The sequence below is a fragment of the Meiothermus sp. QL-1 genome (assembly GCF_003351145.1).
GTDB lineage: Bacteria > Deinococcota > Deinococci > Deinococcales > Thermaceae > Meiothermus.
Genome location: NZ_QQSV01000001.1, coordinates 306020 through 325812 on the forward strand (window position 1 = coordinate 306020; position 19793 = coordinate 325812).

The 19793-nt window shown below is 67.3% G+C and carries 20 protein-coding genes; 4 read left to right on the top strand and 16 right to left on the bottom strand.

Going from position 1 to position 19793, the window contains the following annotated elements; translation table 11 throughout:
• From DV704_RS01520 to DV704_RS01535, 4 genes are read right to left on the bottom strand one after another with little or no spacing between them, the layout of a single operon-like run.
• Positions 1 to 498: a peroxiredoxin gene (locus tag DV704_RS01520; protein ID WP_114797782.1), complete on the bottom strand. Its 498-nt coding sequence runs from the start codon at positions 496 to 498 to the stop codon at positions 1 to 3.
• A gap of 46 nt (positions 499 to 544) precedes the next feature.
• The gene (locus tag DV704_RS01525; protein WP_114797783.1) at positions 545 to 1015 is read right to left on the bottom strand and encodes a peroxiredoxin; all 471 of its coding nucleotides are present in this window, start codon (positions 1013 to 1015) and stop codon (positions 545 to 547) included.
• A 52-nt stretch (positions 1016 to 1067) separates the two neighbouring features.
• Complete coding sequence (locus DV704_RS01530) at positions 1068 to 3089, bottom strand: protein kinase (RefSeq protein WP_114797784.1); 2022 nt, start codon at positions 3087 to 3089, stop codon at positions 1068 to 1070.
• Positions 3086 to 3844, bottom strand: coding sequence for a PP2C family serine/threonine-protein phosphatase (locus DV704_RS01535; protein WP_114797785.1), 759 nt, complete (start codon positions 3842 to 3844; stop codon positions 3086 to 3088). Before DV704_RS01535 ends, DV704_RS01530 begins: the two co-directional genes overlap by 4 nt.
• A gap of 22 nt (positions 3845 to 3866) precedes the next feature.
• Here DV704_RS01535 and DV704_RS01540 point away from each other — a divergent pair, with 22 nt between their 5' ends.
• The 4 genes from DV704_RS01540 to recR are packed head-to-tail and all read left to right on the top strand — an operon-like array spanning position 3867 to position 7843.
• The gene (locus tag DV704_RS01540) at positions 3867 to 5654 is read left to right on the top strand and encodes a hypothetical protein (protein WP_114797786.1); all 1788 of its coding nucleotides are present in this window, start codon (positions 3867 to 3869) and stop codon (positions 5652 to 5654) included.
• Positions 5655 to 5704: 50 nt separating this feature from the next.
• A complete protein-coding gene (locus DV704_RS01545; protein ID WP_114797787.1) occupies positions 5705 to 6901 on the top strand; it encodes an MFS transporter in 1197 nt (398 codons plus the stop codon).
• A gap of 36 nt (positions 6902 to 6937) precedes the next feature.
• Complete coding sequence (locus tag DV704_RS01550) at positions 6938 to 7252, top strand: YbaB/EbfC family nucleoid-associated protein (RefSeq protein WP_114797788.1); 315 nt, start codon at positions 6938 to 6940, stop codon at positions 7250 to 7252.
• A 3-nt stretch (positions 7253 to 7255) separates the two neighbouring features.
• Entirely contained in the window at positions 7256 to 7843 is a 588-nt protein-coding gene (recR, locus tag DV704_RS01555) for a recombination mediator RecR (protein WP_114797789.1), read from the top strand.
• Here the strand turns inward: recR and clpA are convergent.
• The 12 genes from clpA to DV704_RS01615 form a co-directional block, all read right to left on the bottom strand.
• Complete coding sequence (gene clpA / locus DV704_RS01560; RefSeq protein ID WP_114797790.1) at positions 7834 to 10077, bottom strand: ATP-dependent Clp protease ATP-binding subunit ClpA; 2244 nt, start codon at positions 10075 to 10077, stop codon at positions 7834 to 7836. The genes recR and clpA overlap by 10 nt on opposite strands.
• Positions 10078 to 10123: 46 nt before the next feature.
• Positions 10124 to 10765: a hypothetical protein gene (locus DV704_RS01565; protein ID WP_114797791.1), complete on the bottom strand. Its 642-nt coding sequence runs from the start codon at positions 10763 to 10765 to the stop codon at positions 10124 to 10126.
• Positions 10766 to 10834: 69 nt separating this feature from the next.
• Positions 10835 to 11134 (bottom strand): ATP-dependent Clp protease adapter ClpS, encoded by a 300-nt coding sequence (gene clpS, locus DV704_RS01570; protein ID WP_233498197.1) that lies wholly within the window; start codon positions 11132 to 11134, stop codon positions 10835 to 10837.
• A 9-nt stretch (positions 11135 to 11143) separates the two neighbouring features.
• Positions 11144 to 11698, bottom strand: a complete 555-nt coding sequence (locus DV704_RS01575; RefSeq protein ID WP_114797792.1) for a hypothetical protein — start codon at positions 11696 to 11698, stop codon at positions 11144 to 11146.
• 12 nt (positions 11699 to 11710) lie between these two features.
• Positions 11711 to 13087 carry a TetR family transcriptional regulator gene (locus tag DV704_RS01580; RefSeq protein WP_114797793.1) on the bottom strand — a complete coding sequence of 459 codons (1377 nt, stop codon included), beginning with the start codon at positions 13085 to 13087 and terminating at the stop codon, positions 11711 to 11713.
• Between the two features lie 27 nt (positions 13088 to 13114).
• Complete coding sequence (gene ruvC / locus DV704_RS01585) at positions 13115 to 13606, bottom strand: crossover junction endodeoxyribonuclease RuvC (RefSeq protein WP_114797794.1); 492 nt, start codon at positions 13604 to 13606, stop codon at positions 13115 to 13117.
• Between the two features lie 7 nt (positions 13607 to 13613).
• Positions 13614 to 14678 (bottom strand): cell division protein FtsZ, encoded by a 1065-nt coding sequence (gene ftsZ / locus DV704_RS01590; RefSeq protein WP_114797795.1) that lies wholly within the window; start codon positions 14676 to 14678, stop codon positions 13614 to 13616.
• A 9-nt stretch (positions 14679 to 14687) separates the two neighbouring features.
• Positions 14688 to 15947, bottom strand: coding sequence for a cell division protein FtsA (gene ftsA, locus DV704_RS01595; protein WP_114797796.1), 1260 nt, complete (start codon positions 15945 to 15947; stop codon positions 14688 to 14690).
• Positions 15944 to 16561, bottom strand: a complete 618-nt coding sequence (locus tag DV704_RS01600) for a cell division protein FtsQ/DivIB (protein ID WP_114797797.1) — start codon at positions 16559 to 16561, stop codon at positions 15944 to 15946. The genes ftsA and DV704_RS01600 overlap by 4 nt, the downstream gene beginning before the upstream one ends.
• Entirely contained in the window at positions 16558 to 17388 is an 831-nt protein-coding gene (locus DV704_RS01605; protein WP_114797798.1) for a UDP-N-acetylmuramate dehydrogenase, read from the bottom strand. The genes DV704_RS01600 and DV704_RS01605 overlap by 4 nt, the downstream gene beginning before the upstream one ends.
• Complete coding sequence (gene murC / locus DV704_RS01610; RefSeq protein WP_114797799.1) at positions 17385 to 18758, bottom strand: UDP-N-acetylmuramate--L-alanine ligase; 1374 nt, start codon at positions 18756 to 18758, stop codon at positions 17385 to 17387. The genes DV704_RS01605 and murC overlap by 4 nt, the downstream gene beginning before the upstream one ends.
• Positions 18755 to 19789 carry a glycosyltransferase gene (locus DV704_RS01615; protein WP_114797800.1) on the bottom strand — a complete coding sequence of 345 codons (1035 nt, stop codon included), beginning with the start codon at positions 19787 to 19789 and terminating at the stop codon, positions 18755 to 18757. The genes murC and DV704_RS01615 overlap by 4 nt, the downstream gene beginning before the upstream one ends.
• Between the last annotated feature and the right edge of the window lie 4 nt (positions 19790 to 19793).

Sequence of the window (19793 nt, forward strand, 5' to 3'; positions counted from 1 at the left end):
CTAGCGCCTGAGGGCTCGTATGTAGGCCAGCACCTCGTCGGCGTCGCGGAACGGGTTGACATTCCGCCAGATCCGCTCGATGCGGCCCTTTGGGTTGACCAGAATGGTGTCGCGGTTGTAGAAGCCCAGGAAGCCCCCTACCCGGAAAAGCCGGGCCAGGCTGCCGTCCTTGTCGGGGAGCATGGCCCCTTTGAGGTTCATCTGCTCGATGAAGGCGCACTGCTCGGAAGCAGGGTCGGCGCTCACCCCGAAGATGGCCACCCCTAGCCGTTCGAACTCCGGGTACAGCTCGGCGTAGCGCTTACCCTGGGCCGTGCAGCCCGGGGAGCTGGCCTTTGGATAGAACCAGAACAGCAGGTACCGCCCCTCCCGGGCCAGGGCCGCCAGGTCTACCGGCTGGCCGTACGAGTCCTGCACCCGCGGCAGGTTGACCGGGTCCCCCGGGCCCAGGGCCCAGGCGGGCGGAAGAAGGAAAACGAGGCAAAAGAGGAGGCGCATGCCTATAGCCTGCCCCAAACCTGCCCGGGTAGCTGTGGGCCAGGCTTCAGGTGCGGCGCTTCAGGTACTCCAGCACCACCTGGGCGTCCCGGAAGGGATTGACGTTGCGCCAGACCTGTTCCACCCTCCCCTCGGGGTTGATGAGGACAGTATCCCGGCTGTAAAGGCCCAGCAGGCCGCCCAGCCCTAAAAACCCGCCCACCCCAAAGGCCCGGCCCAGAGCCCCCGAGCGGTCGGGGATCATCCCCCCCTTCAGGGCCAGTCGCTCCATGAAGCCGCACTGGGCCTCTTCGCTGTCCCGGCTTACCCCGAACACCAGGGCCCCGAGCCTGGTGAACTCATCGTAAAGCTCGGCGTAGCGTTTGCCCTGGGCGCTGCAACCTGGGGAGTTGGCCTTGGGGTAGAACCACAGCACCACGTAGTAGCCCTGCCGCACCAGCTCGGCCAGGTCCACGGTCTGGCCGCGGGCATCTTGGAGCTGAAGGAGGGGCGCGGGGTCGCCGGGTTTGAGTCGCATGGGCCTTAGTATGAAAAAAAGCCCCCCTCGCGGGTGTGCCGCCGGGCAGAATTTAGTCGAAGGCCTGGGCCGAAAGACCGGTGCTCTCGCTCTGCCCGGTCAGCAGGGTGTTGCGCCAGAGGGCAATGCCGCGCAGGGGGGCATAGACCTCGAGGCTCGGCAGGCTCTGCCCGTCGAGGCGAAGCCGGTGAATCTTGCTGCTGCCCCGGCGGATGGCGTAGATGGTCTCCTCCAGCACCACCATGTCCACCTGGCTGCTCGCATCCTCCCCTTCGGCTACGGGCAGCGGCAGCGAGGACAGCACCTCGCCTTCTATGGAGAGGTGGCGAATTTTTTGGCTGTCCGCGTCGTAGATGAGAAGCTGCTCATTGGGGGTGAGGCCGATGCCCCCCAGGACGCGCAGCTCCTGCGAATCGCGGCTTTTGCGGAAGGCATAGCGCGAGAGGTACTGGCCCTCGTGGGAAAGGCGCTGCACCTGGCGGTTGCCGTAGTCGAGCACGAAGAGGTATTGGGAGCTGGCCAGCAGGGCCCGGGGCGTGTCGAAGGTGCCCCGGCCCTGCCCTGCCCCTCCAAAGCGGGCTATGGGACGGCCCTCCCAGTCGAAGCGGGTAATGGTGCAGGCCTCGCCGTCCAGCACTAGCAGGCTGTCGGAGAGCGGGGCCAGGGCCACGGGGTAGAGCAGCTCCCCCAGCTTCATGCCGTAGGGTCCGATGGAGTGGGTGATCTCTCCCTCCACGTCGAAGCGATGCACCAGCCGGACCGCACCCCCGCCGTACTCGAACAGGCTGATCCAGAACCCCCCCGTGCCGTCCACCGCCACCGTCAGGGGAGGAGAGGGGAACATGCCGCGCCCGCTGCCCACCCCGCTCCACATCCGCACCAGGGTGCCGTTGGGGTCCATCAGGCGCAAGGTCCCCTTCTTGGTTTCTACCGCCAGGGCCAGGTAAAGCGGTGCGGTCAGGCCGGGGTCTTCCTGCCACCGGCCCCGAAGCACCTCCAGTACGCTCTCCAGCCCGGGCCGCTTCTCTGGGTTCTTCTCCAGCATGCGGTAGACCAGGTCGGAGAGCACCTGGGGCACCTCGGGGTTAACCTGCTTGGGTGGGGGTGGCATCTGGGTGATTTGCTGGTGGATGACCGCCTCGTAGGCCCCCTGAAAAGGGGGCTGGCCGCACAGAGCCTCGTAGAAGACCACCCCCAGGCTGTAGATGTCGGACTTGTGGTCGATGCGCTGCCCCTTGGCCTGTTCGGGGCTCATATAGACCGGGGTGCCGATGCGGGCCCCGGTGATGGTCAGGCGGGTCAGGACCTTGCCAGAGGCGATGCCGAAGTCCATCAGCCGCACCCCTCGAGGGTCCACGCTGCCGTCCTGGCGGATGGCGTTCCGAAGGACCATGATGTTCCCGGGTTTGATATCGCGGTGGATGATGCCCTGGGCGTGGATGTGCTGCAGGGCCTCGGCCACCCGGATCATCACCTCCACGGTGCTGCGGATGGAAAGGCGCCTGCTTTCGATGAGGCGGTCCAGGCCCTCGCCTTCCAAGAACTCCATGGCGATGTAATGGGTCTCGCCCTGGTTGCCGTGGTCATAGACCTTGACGATGTTGGGGTGGTCGAGGTGGGCCAAAAGCTCGGCTTCGCGGTGAAAGCGGCGCACGAAGCGGGGGTCGCCCACGTACTTTTCCTGGGGGATTTTGAGCGCCACCAACCGGCCGTCCTTCTTGCTGCGGGCCTTGTAGACTGTGGCCATTCCCCCGATGCCCACCTTTTCCTGGATCTCGTAGAGGGCCTCGAGGCCCGTCACGTTGTTTAGCGAGGCCTTAGGGGTTGCTTTGGCTTTGGTGGCTTTTTTGGCCGGTCTGGGGCGGGGTTTGAAGCCCGCCTGGGCGCTGTCGGGCAGCCACATCGCCCCCAGCCCCAGAAGCAGCGGGACTGCCAGGACCCAAGGCACGGCCCCCAGGGCCCAAAGCCCCCCCAGAACAACGCTCATCAGGAGACCCGCCACCCAGTTGAGGCCGGTGCGTAGCAAAAGGGCTGTGGTGATTCCCACCAGCAAAAGGGCAATGAGGTAGCTCATCGGAACCTCGCCGCAACCACCGTGATGTTGTCGGTTCCGCCCCGCATCAGGGCCTTGCCCACCCAGTTCTCGAGGGATGACTGAAGGTCGTTGCCAATCGTCCACTCCTCAGGCGGCACCAGCCCATAGAGGCCGTCGGTGGCCAGCACCAACACCTCGCCTGGGGCGAAGTTCACCGAGAAGATGTCGTAGCGCACGTCGGCCAGGCCCAGGGCCTGGGTGAGCATGTGCTTCCAGGGGTGGTCTTCGGCCTGGTCGGCGGTCAGCACCCCCTGCCGTACCTGCTGGGCCACCCAGGAGTGGTCCTGGGTAAGCAGGGTCCAACGCCCCGAGGAGTAGCGGTAGGCCCGGGTGTCCCCTACGTGGCCGATCACCGCCTGGCGGTTCCACTCGGTGAGCAAGACGGCGGTCAGGGTGGTGCCCATGCCCTTGCGTGAGGGCACCCGCTCGCTTTCCTGCAGGATGCGTCGCTGGGATAGCTTGAAGGCCTTGTCCATCACCAGCGAGAGCCCCACCCCCGGCCGGCCTGTGGCAGCGTGTTCGGCGTAGGACTTAGCGGCCATACTGACCCCCTCGATGGCCAGCTTGCTGGCCAGCTCCCCTGCCTCGGCACCGCCCATGCCGTCGGCCACTGCCAGCAGGACCAGGTTGCCCGCTGGCGTGGGGTGCACGGCTACCCGGTGAAAGTCCTCATTGGTTCGCCGCCGCCGACCAATGTTGGACTCTGTGGCAATTTCAAGCCGGGCCAACCGCATGACACCTTATAATACCCCCTGAATGAAGCCGGGCTTGGTTGAATTACTCGAACTCTACGAGTACAAGGTGGACGACCTGGTGGCCGGGCAGGAACCCAAGGGGGGGATGGCCGGGCTGAACCGGCTGCGCCAGGCCCTGATCCAGGCCAACCTGCCAGGCCCTCTGGCCAAGAAGTTCCGCGACATCGATGCCCGCTTCAAGGCCCACCGCCCAGGCTACCGCACCGTGGTGGAGGAGGAGGCTGGCGCCGATCTGGGGAGCATCCTGCTGGAAGAGGAGCCCCAGGAGGAGAGCCCCGAGCAGCGGGTGCTGGAGAGGTTGACCGAGGCTTTTTACTGGGCCTGGCTCGAGCGCGAGCTGGACCGGGTGGCCAGGACCCTCAACCAGGGCAAGCGGGACGAGCTGCGGCTCATCTACACCCTTTTGCAAAACCTCGAGGCCTACGCCAAAACCCCCTTCTTTACCCAGGACTACAACCTATCCCGCTTTACCCTGGCCCATCCTATCCCCACGGTCTCCGACCCCAGGGTGCACCTGGAGGATTTCTCCACGGCCAAAGGGCTTCTGCTGGAGTTTTTCCGCGAGGCCTTCTCGATCGCGGAAAAACTCAGGCTGCCCCCAGAGGAGACCCTCCCCTACCTGAGGCGCTTCGCCCGGCGGGTTCTGGAAAGCGAGGGGGCCTTCCGCGTTCCCTCGCGAGGGCCTAGCGTGGAGAGCCTGCGCAGCGCTTTGGAGGAAGCGCGGCGGCAAGGTCTCGGCCCCCAGGAAATCCGGACCCTGGAGGAGCGGCTTCAAGCCGCGGCGGCAGAGGAGCGCCGGCTGGCTTTGGTGGTGGAGGAGGACCGCACCCGTTTCCTGGCGGCGCTCGAGCGCGTCTTCGCCCTGCTCAGCCGCTATCTGCCGAGCCCCAGAGGGGAGGGGAACTGGCCCCAGATGCCCCAGAAAATCCTGGGCAGTTCGGACCCCCGCTATGCCCTCGCCCAGGTTTCGCCCGATGCCCGGATGCTGAACCTGCGCCTGATGCCCCTGCGCTTTACCCTGGGGGGCTATGAGATTGCCATCACCCAGGCAGGCCGGGTCTTTGGGCTGGCGGTGGACGGGCAGGAGCGCACCTTGGAGGAGGGGGCGGCCTTCAGCCTACCCCTTTCCGATGCCGAGCTGCATGGGGTGCGCTACCAGGACTACCTCCACCTGCGGCTCGAGCCCCGCCAGGCGGCTACCCTGAGCAGCCTGCTGGCTGAGGGGCGGATTCTGGCCCATATGCTGTGGCCGGAAAACCACTACGCCTACCTGCGGCTTTTACGCGCGTTTTCGGCGCGCTGCAAGGGGCCGGTTCACTACGGCCATTTCCAGCCCGACTCGGCCAGCAAGTACGCCGAAGCCCCGGTGGACAACCTGCAAGACTTTGCCCGCAAGGGGCTCGAGGTGGTGCGCAAGCGCATCGAGGAGAACTCCGGCTGGGCCGCCTACCTGGCCGAGGTGGCCCAGGCCCTGGGGCTGGAGGACTACGCCCGGGTGCTGCACCTGGAGCTTTCGGAGTGGCTGGGCTTCAGCCCTCCTTCGCGCGATACCCTGGGGGAGGGGGTGGGCTCCTTAACCGTAGGCGATGGCCCGAGCACCGTCCGCTCAGGGAGCACGGTGCTTTCTCTGCGCTACCAAAACGATGCGGTCTACGTATCGGCCCCTGGCCTGATGCCCCGCAAGCTGACCGACCTTCTGGTTTGGGTGGTGCCTGAAGGGGGGCTGGTGCTGGCCCGCGAGGGGGCCCGGGTGGCCTATCGCCTGGTCACCATTCTTCCTCAAGCCTAGGCTGGAGGTATATCTGGGCCCGCCCTGAAGGGCTTATGATTGGGCCATCTATGTGGCAAGCATTGGCCCACCGTGAATTCCGCTGGTTATTCGCGGCCAACCTGATTTCCCTGGTGGGGAGCAAAATCCACCGGATAGCCCTGCTCTTCGTGGCCTACCAGGAGACCCAGAATGCGGTCTGGGTCTCCCTCATCCTGGGGGCCCAGTTCGTGGCCAGCGCTTTTGTCGGGCCCCTGCTGGGCCCGCTGGTCGACCGCCACGACCGCCGGACGCTCATGATTCTGGCCGACCTGCTGCGGGGGGTGTTGGTGGCCTGTATTCCCCTTTTCGCCATGTACTTCATGCCGCTTCTGATGCTCATCGCCTTCGCCATGGCAGCGCTGGAGGCCCTGCACCACTCGGCCAGCCAAAGCTCGGTTCCCGAGCTGGTGCCCACCTCGGCGCTGGACAGCGCCAACGGACTGGTGACCTTCGCCGCCCGCTTTGCTGACGTGGCCTTTGTGGCCCTGGCCGGGATGCTGGTGGCCAACGTGGGTCCGGCCCCGGCTTTCTGGATCGATGCCACCACCTACCTGGTCTCGGCGGCCCTGCTGGGCTTTCTGCCGCCCTTGCGGGGCAAGGCGGGAAAGGAAGGCTACTTTGCCGCGGTGGCGGCGGGGCTGCGCGCTTTGTGGCAAAACCCGGTGCTGGCCCGCACCGTGGGCACCCTGGCCCTGGCCGCGGCTTTTGGCTCGGTGGAGGCGACTTTGGGCATCGTGTACGCGGTGAAGGCCCTGGGGGTTGGGGTGCAGGGGTTTGGGCTGCTGGAGGCCCTCACCGCTGCAGGGGCCCTTTTAGGCCTTTTCGGGGTCGCCCCCCTCATCCGGCGCTTCTCGCGGGAGAGCCTCTTCCTGGCTGCGCTAGGGCTTTTTGGCCTCTTCTTGGCCTCCCTTGGGCTCTTTCCCCATCCCCTCTGGGCGGGGGTGGCCATGCTCATGTTCGGCCTCCTCAACACCCTGTTCATCGTGCCGGCCCGCTCCATCATCCAGCTGGCTGCCCCGCCCGGTCTGCGGGGTCGGGTGATGGCGGGTTTCAGCGCCACCATGCAAAGTGCAGTGCTGATGGGCACCCTTCTGGCGGGCTTGCTCGAGCCCCGGCTGGGCGTTCTGGCGGTGCTGTACTGGTCTGGGGTGGCGGTCTTTTCGGTTGTGGTGGTGGTCTACCTCCGGGGGGGCATCCCGCGGCGGATGGCGGAGGAGGCCCGCTAGGCCGTGCAATAATAGGGCGTTGTCGGGGAGGAAACGATGAACCTGCAAAAAATCATGAAGGAGGCGCAGAAGGCCCAGCGCAAGGCGGCCGAGGTGCAGGAGCGGCTCGGCCAGATGACCGTGGTGGGCAGCGCAGGGGGTGGGCTGGTCGAGGCCACGGCCAACGGCCACGGCCAGATCCTGGGGGTCAAGCTGAAGCCCGAGGCGGTGGGCCAGGGGGACCTCGAGGCGCTGGAAGACCTGATTCTGGCAGCCGTTCAGGACGCACAGAAGAAAGCCCACGAGCTTTCGGAGAAGGAGATGAGCCGCGAGCTGGGGGGCATTGGCAGCCTGTTGGGGAAGATGCTTTGAAGCATGCGCTACCCGGAAAAGCTCCTCAGGCTGGTGCGGGCCCTGGCGACCTTGCCGGGCATCGGTCCCAAGACGGCCCAGAAGCTGGGGCTTTATCTGGTTCAGCACCCCGAGGCGCGCCTGGCCCTTCAGGGCAGCCTGGAGGCGGCCGAGGTCCTTCGCCCCTGTCCGCTATGTGGCAACCTGGCCGAGGAGGCCCTTTGCCCTGTTTGCGCCGATGCCGAGCGGGACCGGGGGGTGATTTGCGTGGTGGAGAGCGTTGCCGACCTGATGGCCATCGAGCGCAGCGGGGAGTACAGCGGCCTTTACCACGTCCTCGGGGGGGCGCTCAACCCCCTGGAAGGGGTGGGCCCGGAGCAGCTTTTTTTGGAAAAGCTCTTTGAGCGGTTGGAAGGGGTGCGGGAGGTAATCCTGGCCACCGGGATGACCGTGGAGGGCGAGGCCACCGCGGCCTACCTGGCCGAGCGGCTGGCCGCCCATGGGGTGCGCTCCACCCGGCTGGCCTACGGGTTGCCGGTGGGGGGCAGCCTGGAGTACGCCGACGAGGTGACCCTGGCCCGGGCTCTGGAAAACCGGCGGGGCTACGGCTGAACCACCTCGAGCCCCACCCCCTCCCCCTGGCGCACCACCCGCAGGGTTCCGCCCTGCTTGAGGGGGCCGAAGAGGAGCAGGTCGGCCAGCGGTTTCTTGAGGGTTTCCTGGATGAGCCGGGCCAGCGGGCGGGCCCCCATCAGGGGGTCGTAGCCCTTCTCGGCCAGCCAGGCCACCGCCTCGGGGGTGGCCTCGAGGCGGACCCTGCGCTCTTTGAGCTGGGCCTCGAGCTGGCGCAGGAACTTGTGCACAATCTGGGTCATGATTGCTGGGGATAGAGGGTTGAAGCGCACGATGGCGTCCAGGCGGTTGCGGAACTCGGGGGTGAAGGTGCGCCGCAGGGCCTCTTCGCTGGCCTCCTCGCGGGTACCGCCCATAAAGCCCACCCGCCGTTCGCTGGCCTCGGCGGCCCCGGCGTTGGTGGTCATGATGAGCACCACGCTGCGGAAGTCCACGCTCCGGCCGTTGTGGTCGGTGAGCCGCCCGTAGTCCATCACCTGGAGCAGAATGGCGAAGAGGTCGGGGTGGGCCTTTTCTATCTCGTCTAGCAGCAGCACCGCATGGGGGTTTTGCAGCACCGCATCGGTGAGCAGGCCACCTTGGTCAAAGCCCACATAGCCCGGCGGGGCCCCGATGAGCCGCGAGACCGAGTGCTTCTCCATGTACTCCGACATGTCGAAGCGCAGCAGGGGCACCCCCAGCGAGGCCGCGAGCTGCCGGGCCAGCTCGGTCTTGCCCACCCCGGTGGGCCCGGCGAACAGGTAGCAGCCGATGGGCTTCTGGGGGTCGCGCAGACCGGCCCGGGCCAGCTTGATGGCGCTCGCTACCTCCTCTACTGCCCGGTCTTGCCCGAATACAACCGCCTTGAGTTCCTTTTCCAGGTTGGCCAGCACCGTCTCGTCGCTGCGGCTCAGGTTTTTGGGGGGGATGCGGGCCATGCGGGCCACGGTGGCCTCCACCTCGGCCGCGCCGATGCGGCTTTTGCGCCTAGCGGGGGGCAGAAGGGCCTGGGCTGCCCCGGCCTCGTCCAGCACGTCCAGGGCCGAGTCGGGCAGCCGGCGGTCGGTGAGGTGACGGGCCGAGAGCTCCACCGCCCGCTCGAGCGCAGCGCGGGTGTAGGTGAGGCGGTGATGGGCCTCGAGCCGGGGCCGAAGGCCTTCTAGAATCTTCACCGCCTCGGCAGGGGAGGGCTCTAGGATGTCGATCTTCTGGAAGCGGCGGGCGATGGCCCGGTCTTTTTCAAAGTGCTTGTACTCAGCAAAAGTGGTGGCCCCGATGCAGCGAAGCCTTCCGGTGAGGGCAGGTTTTAGCAGGTTGCTGGCGTCCACCACCGAGCCGGTGGTGGACCCGGCCCCCACGATGGTGTGAATCTCGTCGATGAAGAGGATGGCGTTGGGGTGCTCCTCCAGGGCCTTCATCACCGCCTTGACCCGTTCCTCAAAGTCCCCCCGGTAGCGGGTGCCGGCCAGCAGGCTGCCCATGTCCAAGGCGAAGACCTCGGCCCCCTGGAGCCGCTCGGGCAGGGGCAGCCTGGGGCTACCCCCAGCTACGATGAGCTGGGCCAGCCCCTCCACGATGGCGGTCTTGCCCACCCCGGGGTCGCCCACCAGGAGGGGGTTGTTTTTCTGGCGGCGAGAAAGAATGGTGAGGATGCGCACCAGCTCGGCCTCGCGCCCAATTAGGGGGTCGAGCTGCCCCTGGCGGGCCCGTTCGGTCAGGTTGGTGCAGTAGGCCTCGAGGGGGTTCTGCGCCACCTGCGCTTCCTCCTCACCCACCTGCACCGGCGGGGCGGGCTCCCGGGTGCCCCGGGGCAGGGCTCCTCGGGCGATGGCCGCGGTCAGGTCGAGCCGGCTCACGCCCATCTCCTCCAGCAGGGCGCAGGCGGCCGATTGCCGCTCGTCCATCAGGGCCACCAGCACGTTGGCCCCGTTGGCCTGGTCGCGTCCGGCCGAGCGCATCTGCAGCACCGCCCGCTGGATGACCCGCTGGAAGGCGGTGGTGGGTTCGGGCCGGGCCCCGGGGATGCGCTCGAACTGGCGCAGCGACTCCTCCAGCATCATCCGCAGGTGGGCGAGGTCCACCCCCACGCTCAGGAGAACCCGCTTGGCATCGGGGTCATCCAGCAGGGCCAAAAGCAGGTGTTCCAGCCCTGCGTATTCGTGCTCGTTTGAAAGGGCCAGCTCCAGCGCCCGCCGAATGGACTTTTCCAGGCTTGGGGTGAGGGGCGTCTCCATCCGCACCTCGAGTGTAGCAGGAGGGGCTGGGGGAGTGTGCGGAAACCTACCCGGCGTGGCAGTGGCAGGTCACGCCGTTGGCTTTGGCAAAGGCCTCCCTGCCCTCGGTGTAGGAGAGGTAGGCCAGGCCCAAAGCCCCCAGGCTATCCACGAACCAGATGCCACTCACCGCGTAGATGAGGCTCGAGGCCAGCAGTAAACCCGACATATACATGCAGACCCGCGCGCACTTGGCATCGGCCAGGATGGCCTCCGAGCCCAGGGCCAGGCCGGCCTTGGTCTTGTAGTGGATGAGGAGCCACATGAGCGAGATGGAGATAAGGGCAATGACCACCCCGGCCAGGGTGGTTTCGGGCCGGTGGCCGGTGGCCAGGTTGTAAACGCCCATGGCGCCCAGGATTCCCACCAGGGCATAGAACCCGCTGCCGGTAATGCGCAAAGCGGTCTTCTCGAAACGGCTGGTGGGAGCGGTGGGGTGGCGCCAGATGCGCACCACCATGGCCAGGATGCCCAGCCCCGAGACCATCTCCACGAAGCTGTCGAGGCCGAAGCCGAACAGGGTGAGCGACTCATCGGCGAGTCCAAACCCCACCGAGACCAGGCCTTCCAGCAGGTTGTAGACCACAGTCAAAACGGCAAGCCAGAAGGCCACCCGGTACCAGTATTGGGCGTGGGGTGCTGCGTACATCGCCCCAATCTATCCTGGCTTGGAGGGGCTGTTTGTACGCCCGGCACTGTGGATACTGCGAAGGCAGCCTCATTCGGGCTCGAGGGTGCACTGCAAAGGGTGCCCCTCGCGCCTTGCGGCCTGCACTACCTGCTGGACTTTGGTCTCGGCAATCTCAAAAGGGTACACCCCGGCTACCCCCACCCCGGCGTGGTGCACCTGGAGCATGATGCGGACCGCTTCTGGCTCGCTTTTGCGGAAGTAGCGCATCAGCACCTCCACCACGAAATCCATGGGGGTGTAGTCGTCGTTCAAAAGTAGCACCTTGTACATAGGGGGGGTGCGGGGCGCTGTTTTGGACGCCTTGCGGGTCTTGACGCCTGCTTCCACACCCCAAGTTTAGCGCAAGAAGGCGAAGGGCCGGCCGGTCAGGATGATTCTGGCCTCGTTCAGCACCAGGTTGCCCCCGTTGCTGTTGAAGCCGGCCCGCACGCCCACCCGGAAGTTGCCGGTCTTGACGATGTTGAAGGCGTTCTGGTTTTGGCTAGAGCTCAGGGTGAGGTCTATGACCAGGGTTTGGGTCTGGCCAGGGGGAATGTTAACGTTGGTGTTTCCCAGCCCTATATCCCCCCCGTTGTTGTCCACCAGATTGGTGTCGCTCGCAGGGGCCAGCCGCAGCTCTACGCTGCCGGTCATGGGCGTGGCCCCGGTGTTGGTCACGCTGGCCTGGAGCAGAATCCGGCCCCGTTCCACGATGTCCAGGGCCACAGGAACCGATACGGCCTGGCCCTCAAAGTTGCTCCCGGGAGCAAAACCGGTGAAGCTCCCGCTGGGAATGGAAAGGGTCCGCTGATTCTGTGGTACAAAGCTCAGCACATCCACGTTGACGTTGTAGCGGGTGGCGGCGCTGCAGGCCGCCAGCAGCAGCAGGGGCAGGAAGAGCAGCTTGCGCATGGGTCCTCTCCTTTAGAAGTTAAAGCCCAGGCTCAAAGCAAGGCCATAGACGGTGTGGCCCACGATGGGGGCCCGATGGGTGGTGAGGGCAGCATCCACGCTGAAGCCCGGGCCCACGAGGCCTGCGCCCAGGCCCAAGCGCAGGCCATTGTCGAAGCCAAGCCCGGCGCGGAAGCGGCCCGGACCCAGGCTATACTCTCCACCCAGGTGGCCGTATAGGGCGGTGTCGTAGCCTAGGTCGCCCCCCACGATAAGGCTGCCCGTCTCCAGGTCCAGCTTGGTGGCGGCGTTGAGGAAAAAGGCGGGTACGAACCCGAAGCTGCTTCGTTCTGCTGGGCTCGAGGTGAAGTTGGCGTTGCCGCTAAAGCGCAGCTCGGTTCCGCTCCAGCGGGCGTATCCCAGGGCGTTGCGCACGCCCAGGCCCACCGTCACCCCCTGCACCTCGGCCACCACCCCTAGGTCGGCCCGCAGCCCAAAGCCGCTCCCGCCCCCAGGGTGGGCGTAGAAGAGGCTGCCGCGGTAGATGGGGGGCTGGTTGGGGTCGATCTGGCCCTGGGCATCGGTCCGCACCCCCACGCTCAGGTCGCTTTCGGCGTAGGCAAGACCGTAAAACCCCTCGCCCCGGCCGCCCACGTAAAGCTGCACCTGGCCCCCCTGGGGCAGGGGCACCCCGGGCAGACGGGTGGCGTAGCCGAAGCCCAGGCTTAGCCCAGTTTGGGCGCTGCCGTTCAGCACCACGCTGTACTCGGTGTTGGGCTGGAGCGGGTCGCCAGCCAGGGCCTGGCGCAGGGCGCTGTTGGGGTTCAGGCTCAGGCCGAAGCCCCCTGCATAGTAGCCCAGCTCCACGAAAAGCCCCCCCTCCTGCACCAGCGGCAGGCGAAGGAGGGGAGCAGGGGTGAGGGCCTTGCTCGAAGCCAGCCCCCGGGGGGTGCCAAACCCCAGGTCCAGGTTGAGCGGCCGGCCCTGATAGTCGGTCACCTGGACGCGCCCGGCCGCTATGCTGATCTGGATCTCGGGGTAGCCGGTGTTGGGGTTGGTGAAGGCTGTGGAGGAGGCAGGGTTGAAGAGGAAGCTGTCGAGATGGCTAAGCTGGTCGTAGAAGCTCAGGAAGTCGAAGGGGTTGTTGGGGTCGGAGAGGCTTTGGGGGTTGCGAAGGATGGGGATGGGGTTGCTATCCTGCCTTAGCAGAATCCCCAGCAAGCCTATAGGGAGCTGAAACCCCGTGTCCGAGCCATAGGTGCCCGCTGGGTAAGCGGCATAGGCGGGGTTGAGATAGGCGGCCCCTGGGCCAGGTAGCACCAGACCTCCCATGCCCAGGCTGCGCACGCCTTGGGCCATCGAGAGACTGCTTAGCAAAACGAAAACGCTGGTGATCCACGTCCTGCGCATAGCCGCACTGATTCTACACGGGCTTTTTTAGCTCAGCGGTTTATTTGCCCCAGAGTGATGGAAGCAGTGCGCCAAGGCGATGGCCAGCGCGTCGGCCAGGTGGGAGGGCTGGGGCAGGGTCTTGAGGCCCAGGAGGACCCGCACCATATAGGCCACCTGCGCCTTTTCGGCCCGGCCGGTGCCCACCAGGGCCTGCTTGACCTGGGGCGGGCCGTAGCCGTATACGGGGATGCCCATCTGGTCGGCCACCAGCAAGACCACCCCCATGGCCCAGCCCACCTTGTAGGCCAGCTCGTTTTGCCGGTAGAAGAACTGCTCTTCCACTGCGATGGCGCTGGGCCGGTAGGTGGCGGCTACCTGGTAGACCCTCTGGTAAAGCCGCCCCACCCGCTGAGGGGGGGGTTCATCGGGTCGGGTCTGCACCACCTCGGCGTGGAGCATCTGGGCCCTCTTCCCCACCTGCTCCACGACCCCCAGCCCCAGGTTGGTAATGCCGGGGTCGACGCCGAGTACAACCATGAGGCGGCTAGTTGCCCCGCTTGGGGGGGTAGTCCCCATCGCCGTAGCGGATGAAGGCAGGAATTTCGAAGTTGCTCAGGTCCACGTTGTTGGTGGGGAAGTCCAGCAGGGGGCGACCTCCCGGTTTGGCCACCACCGCGCTCTCGTTGAAGCCAGCGGCGATCAGGATGACCCGCATCTCGTCCTGGGCCCGGTTGTCGTAGGTGAGGCCGTAGAGCACGTCCACATCCTCCATCCCGGTGGCCTCGCGGATGCGCTCCACTACGGAGGAGGCTTCCAGAAGCGAGATGTCCTCGTCCCCTACCACGTTGACGAGGAGCTTGCGGGCCCCGTCGATCGAGCGCTCCAGCAGGGGGCTCTGGATGGCGGACTGGGCGGCCTCCTCCACCTTGTTCTCGCCCCGACCTGCCCCAATGCCCATCAGCACCTGGCCCGCGTCCTTGAGCAGGGTGCGCACGTCGGCGAAGTCCAGGTTGATCTGACCGGGCAGGTTGATGACGTCGGTGATGCCCTTCACCCCGTGGTAGAGCACCCGGTCAGCGATCATGAAGGCATCTTTGGCGGAGACCTTTTTGTCCAGAGCGGAGAGCAGGCGGTCGTTGGAAATCACCACCATGGCGTCCACCTGCTCGCGCAGGCGCTTGATGCCCTCCTCCGCAGCCCGCATCCGGCGGGGGCCTTCCCAGCTAAAGGGGCGGGTGACCACCCCCACGGTAAGGGCCCCCAGGCCCCGGGCGATGCGGGCCACGATGGGGGCGCTGCCGGTCCCGGTCCCACCGCCCATCCCCGCGGTGATGAAGACCATGTCTGCGCCCTCCAGGTACTCGCCGATGAGCTCCTCTGCCTCCTCTGCAGCTTTCTCGCCAATCTCGGGGTTGGCGCCCGCGCCAAGCCCCCGGGTGAGCTTTTCGCCGAGCTGGATGCGCACCTCGGCCAGGCTGGTGGCCAGCACCTGTGCGTCGGTATTGGCGGCGATGAACTCCACCCCGGTAAGCCCGGACTCAATCATGCGGTTGACCGCGTTGTTGCCAGCACCGCCCAGCCCGATGACCTTGATCTGCACCTCGCCCATATAAGCTCCCTAGAAGAAATTCTTGAACATGCCCTTGATGCGTTCCCATAGCCCGCTGGCTGTGTTGCCGCCGCCATCGGCGGGCTTGCTCGAGGAAGATTTGCGCAAAGAGCGGTGCCCCTTGGGGGGGGCTTGAAGGGCCAGGTTGGCGGCGTGCCGCACCAGCCCCACCGCGGTGGCGTGGGTGGGGGCTGCCACCACATCGGTCAGCCCCTGCACCCCTAGGGGCCTGCCCAGGCGGACCGGCAGGTTGAACTGCTTGCGGGCCAGCTCCTCCAGCCCTCTTACCATGCTGGCCCCTCCGGTGAGAACAACCTTGCCCACGATGATTTCCAGGGGTCCCAGGGCCTCGTCCACGCTTTGGCGCGCCAGGTGCAGGATTTCGCGCAGGCGAGGCCGGATGATGCGGGCCAGCTCGGGGGCCTGGTAGGAGACCTGGGTGGCGCCCTCCTGGCTTACCTCCAGCACCAGCTCGGGGTCGGCCAGCTCAGGCAGGGCGGCGCCGTACTTCTTGGCTACCCGTTCGGCCTCTTCCACCGGGATTTGCAGGAGTTTAGCGATGTCCTGGGAGACGTGGTCGCCCCCCAGGGGGAGCACGGCCGAGTGGGCCAGCCGGCCGTGACGGAAGACCGCTACGTCGGTGGTTCCCCCGCCGATGTCCACCAGCATCACGGTCATGGAGAGCTCTTCGGGGGAGAGCACCGCCAGCCCCGAGGCGTAGGCCTGAAGGACCAGGCCCTCGACCTCGAGCCCCGCGTCCTCCACCGCCTTGCGCAGGTTGGTGAGGGGGCCCTTGGCCCCTGCCACCAGGTGCACGTCCACCTCCAGCCGCACCCCAGCCATGCCGATGGGGTCGCGGATGCCCTCCTGGCCGTCTACCCGAAAGTCGAGGGGCAGGGCGTGGATGAGCTCGAAGTCGCCCTCGAAGGGGTAGGCTTTGGCCTGCTCGATGGCCCGCTCCACGTCGGCAGCGGTAATTTGCTGACCCCGGCGGATGGCGGCCAGGCCATGGCTGGTGACGCTGCGCACGTGGGCTCCGGCCACCCCCACCCAGACCCGCTCGACCTTGACCCCGGCCACCCGTTCGGCCTGGAAGACGGCCTGGCGGATCGACTCGGTGGTGCGCTCGAGGTTCGTCACCACCCCTCGCCTGAGCCCCTGGGAAGGCACGGTGCCCTCGCCGATGATGTCCAGGATGCCATCCGGCGAGAGTTCACCGATGACGGCGGTCACCTTGGTGGTTCCAACATCCAAGCCTACGAGAATCATCGGCGAGCACTCACCCCCCAAGAATACACGTAGACGCGTTCTGCACCCAAAGGATTGCCGGAGGCACTTGGGCCTATTCTGCGCAGTTCGGCCCAACCTTGCAACTCCCTGACACTTTGGCCCCAGACCCAAAGGCCCTCCAGCCTGACCTGGTAACCCCCCACGCCGTAGCGGATCTCCTGGGCCTTCGGGAAAAGCTCCACCAGGCGGACGAGCTCGGCCAGCGGGGCCTCGCCCAGCCCCCGAATCTGGGGGGTCCGGGGCGGGGCCCCGGGGAGGAGTACCCCATCGGCGCTAAGGCCGTAGCGCCGGCTGTTTTGAACCAGGCTGGCGATGGGCGTGCGCTCTTCCAGCACGATGCGCAACTGGCCCCAAGCGGGGCGCTCGAGCCGCGCTTCCCTAACCCAGGGGTTTTGCAGGAGGGGCTTCAGGCGGTGGGGCCAGGCCCACAGCCAGGGGGAGCCCGGCTTGAGGCCGGTGACCTCCTGCACGTAGCTGGGGGAGAGGTGGCGGTGGCCCACCACCTCCACCGCCTGGACCGGCAGGGCCACCCAGGAGGCCACCCCAAGCGAGGCCAGCAGCAGGGAGGCGAGAACCAGACGGACAGCCCTCATACGCTCACCTCCGGCGCCTCTACCTCGCCCCAGACCTCCCACTCGAGCTCCAGCGGAAGCACGGACTGTACCCGCTTGACCAGGGCGAATAGCTCGGCGGCCGTGGCCCCTCCCAGGTTGACCAGGAAGTTGCCGTGCTCGTGGCTGATCATGGCCCTGCCCACCCGGGTGCCCTTGAGGCCCATGGCGTCTATGAGCCGTCCGGCCGAGTCGCCCGGTGGGTTTTTGAAGGCGCAGCCGGCGCTTTTCCTCTTGGGCTGGCCCTTGCGGGCCCCGTCTACCAGGGCCATCCGGGCCTGCACCGCCTCGGGGGAGGTAGGGCTCAGGCGGAAGCGCACCCGCGTGACGATGCCCCCGGGCGGCAGGGCCGAGCGCCGGTAGCCAAAGCCCAGCTCGTGGGGCTGGTAGAGGTGCAGGGCCCCATCGTGGAAGACCTCCACCGCTTCCAGAGCGTCTTTCATCTCGCCGAAGCGGGTGCCCGCGTTCATCCGCACCGCACCCCCCACCTGGGCCGGAATCCCATAGAGCCCTTCCAGCCCGCTGAGGCCCAGCCGGGCTGCGGCCTGGAGCAGGCTGGGCAGCAGGGCCCCGGCCCCCACCCAGCCCGAAAGGTCGGGACTCCAGGCGGCAAACTCGCCCGAAAGCCGGATTACCCGCTCGCGCACCCCTTTGTCCGAGACCAGCAGGTTGGAGCCGTTTCCCAGCACCCTGTAGGGGGCCTGGGTGGCCTTTTTCAGGTCTTCCAGGTTCTCCACCGTCCAGACCTCGGCCATACCGCCCACCCCCAGGGTGGTGAGCCGGGCCAAAGGCAGGTGCTCGACCCTCATACCGCCTCCTTCTGTCCCACCAAAAGCCGGCCCAGCCGGGAGATGTTTCCAGCCCCAATGGTCAGGATGAGCTCGCCTGGGGCGGCGCTCTGGCGCAGGTAGGCTAGGGCCTCCTCCCAGCCTAAGTGGCTGGCGGTGTGGCCTTTGGCTTTGAGCTGCTCCACGATGCGCTGGGCGATTTGGGCAGCGCTGAGGTGCAAGGGATGTTCTTCGGCGCTGTACACGTCGAGCACGATGGCCTCGTCGGCCAGCGCCAGGGCCTGGGCGTAGAGGGGCCACTCCTGTTCGCTGCGACCGTAGCGGTGGGGCTGGAAGACCGCCCGCACCCTGAGCCCGGTGCGGCGTGCGGCCTTGAGCAGGGCCAGGAGCTTGGTGGCGTTGTGGGCGTAGTCATCCACCACCAAGGCCCCGTTGAGCTCGCCCACCCGCTCGAACCGGCGCGCGGCCCCGGTGTAGCCGGCCAGCCCCTGCTGGACCGCGGTGAAGGGGAGCCCCGCCACCAGCGCTGCCGTGGCGGCGGCCAGGGCGTTGGCCACGTTGTGCTCGCCGGGCACCTGGAGCGTTATGGGCCCCAGGGTCTCCCCCCGCCAGACCAGGCTGAAGCGGCTGCCGAAGGGCTCCAGCTCGAGCCCCTCGGTGTGGCAATCCCCCTCCAGCAGCCCAAAGCGGCTGCGGGGGCAGCCTTGGGTCAGCTCTTCCAGTATCCGCCAGCGGGGGTCGCTGGGGTAGACCACGTGCCGGGCCCGGCGGGCAAAGGCCCGCATGGTCTCCTGCAGGGCCGCAAAGGAGGGGTAGTAGTTGGGGCGGGGCCGGCCATCGGGGGCCACATGGTCGGCCTCGAGGTTGGTGATCACCGCCACATCGAGCTCTAGGAGGCCGAACAGGGGGTCGGACTCGTCCACCTCGGCAATCCGGTAGGCCCCCCGACCGGCCCGGACGCTGCCCCCCAGGGGTTTGTACTCCGCCCCCAGGAGCACGGTGGGGTCGGTATGGGCTGCCAGGAAGATGCTGGAGAGCATGGCGGTGGTGCTGGTCTTGCCGTGGGAGCCCGTTACCCCCAGGCTGTGGCCCCCCTTGAGGAGCTCGGCCACCAGCTGGATGCGCCGCCAGACCGGAAGGCCCAGGCTGCGGGCGGCGGCCAGCTCGGGCTCGCTTTCGGCGATGGCGGTGGAGGCCACCAGCACGTCCACACCCTTCAGATGGTCGGGGCTGTGGCCCTGGTAGACCCGGATGCCCTCCCGTTCCAGGGCCCGGGTTACCTCGGAGAGATGACGGTCGCAGCCGCTCACGAGATGGCCATCCTTGCGCAGCAGGCGGGCCAGGCCGCTCATTCCGATACCCCCGATGCCCATCAGGTGATAGTGCTTCACATCACCTCCAACAAGACCTGGACCAACCGCCGGGCAGCCCCGGCAGGGGACAACCCCTCAAGTCTAGCGCGGATTTGCTCACGGGTGGAGGGCTCGAGCAAAGCATTAAGCTCCCTTTCAAAATCCCCCCAGGAGGCCAGCCGCCGGGCTGCGCCCCGCTCGGCGTAGAAGCCCACGTTGGCCCACTGGGCCCCCCCGTCCAGGTGCCGCGGCAGGGGCACCCCCAGCACCGGTACCCGGTGGTAGGCGGCCTCGGCCAGGGTGCCCGCACCCCCCCGGGTGATGGCCAGGTCGGCGGCGCTCCAGGCCAGGGGCCCCTCCACGTAGCCCCGGATGTGGTAGTGGGGTTTTTCCCTGGGCTTCATCTCGGCCTCCCAGCGCAGCCCGCACTGGTGCAGCACCTGCCAGTGGGAGAGCAGCGGGTAAAGCCGCTCGGGCAGCTCCCGGTTGAGCTCGAGGCTCCCCTGGCTGCCCCCCAGCACCAGAAGGGTGGGCCGGTGGGGGTCCAGCCCCAGCCGCAGGCGGGCCTCCTCGGGCGAATAGCGCTCCTCCCGCACCGGGTAGCCCACCACCTGGCTTTTGGCCGCCAGATGGGGGGGCAGGGCCAGGGGGGTGGCCAGGGCCACCCGCCGGGCCAGTTGGGCCAGGACCCGGTTGGCCAGCCCCAGCCGGGCATTCTGCTCGTGAATGACCAGGGGAACCCCCTCCAAAGCGGCCATCCAGGCCAGCGGAAACCCGGCGTACCCACCCATGCTGAGCACCGCCCTGGGCCTGAGCTGGCGGAGCACCTGCCGGGCCGCGCCCAGCCCCCGTAGCACCCTGAACCCTTCGGCCGGGCGCAGGGCGTCGCGGCTGAGCTTGCCGGCGGGAATAAGGCGGTAGGGCAGGCCGCTACTGGGCAGGACCCGCTCCTCCAGGCCCCCGTAGGCCCCCACATAGGCCACAGCCTGGCCGCAATCCCGAAGAGCCCGGGCTACCGCCAGCCCCGGGTAGAGGTGGCCGCCGGTCCCGCCCCCTGTCACGATCACCATAGAC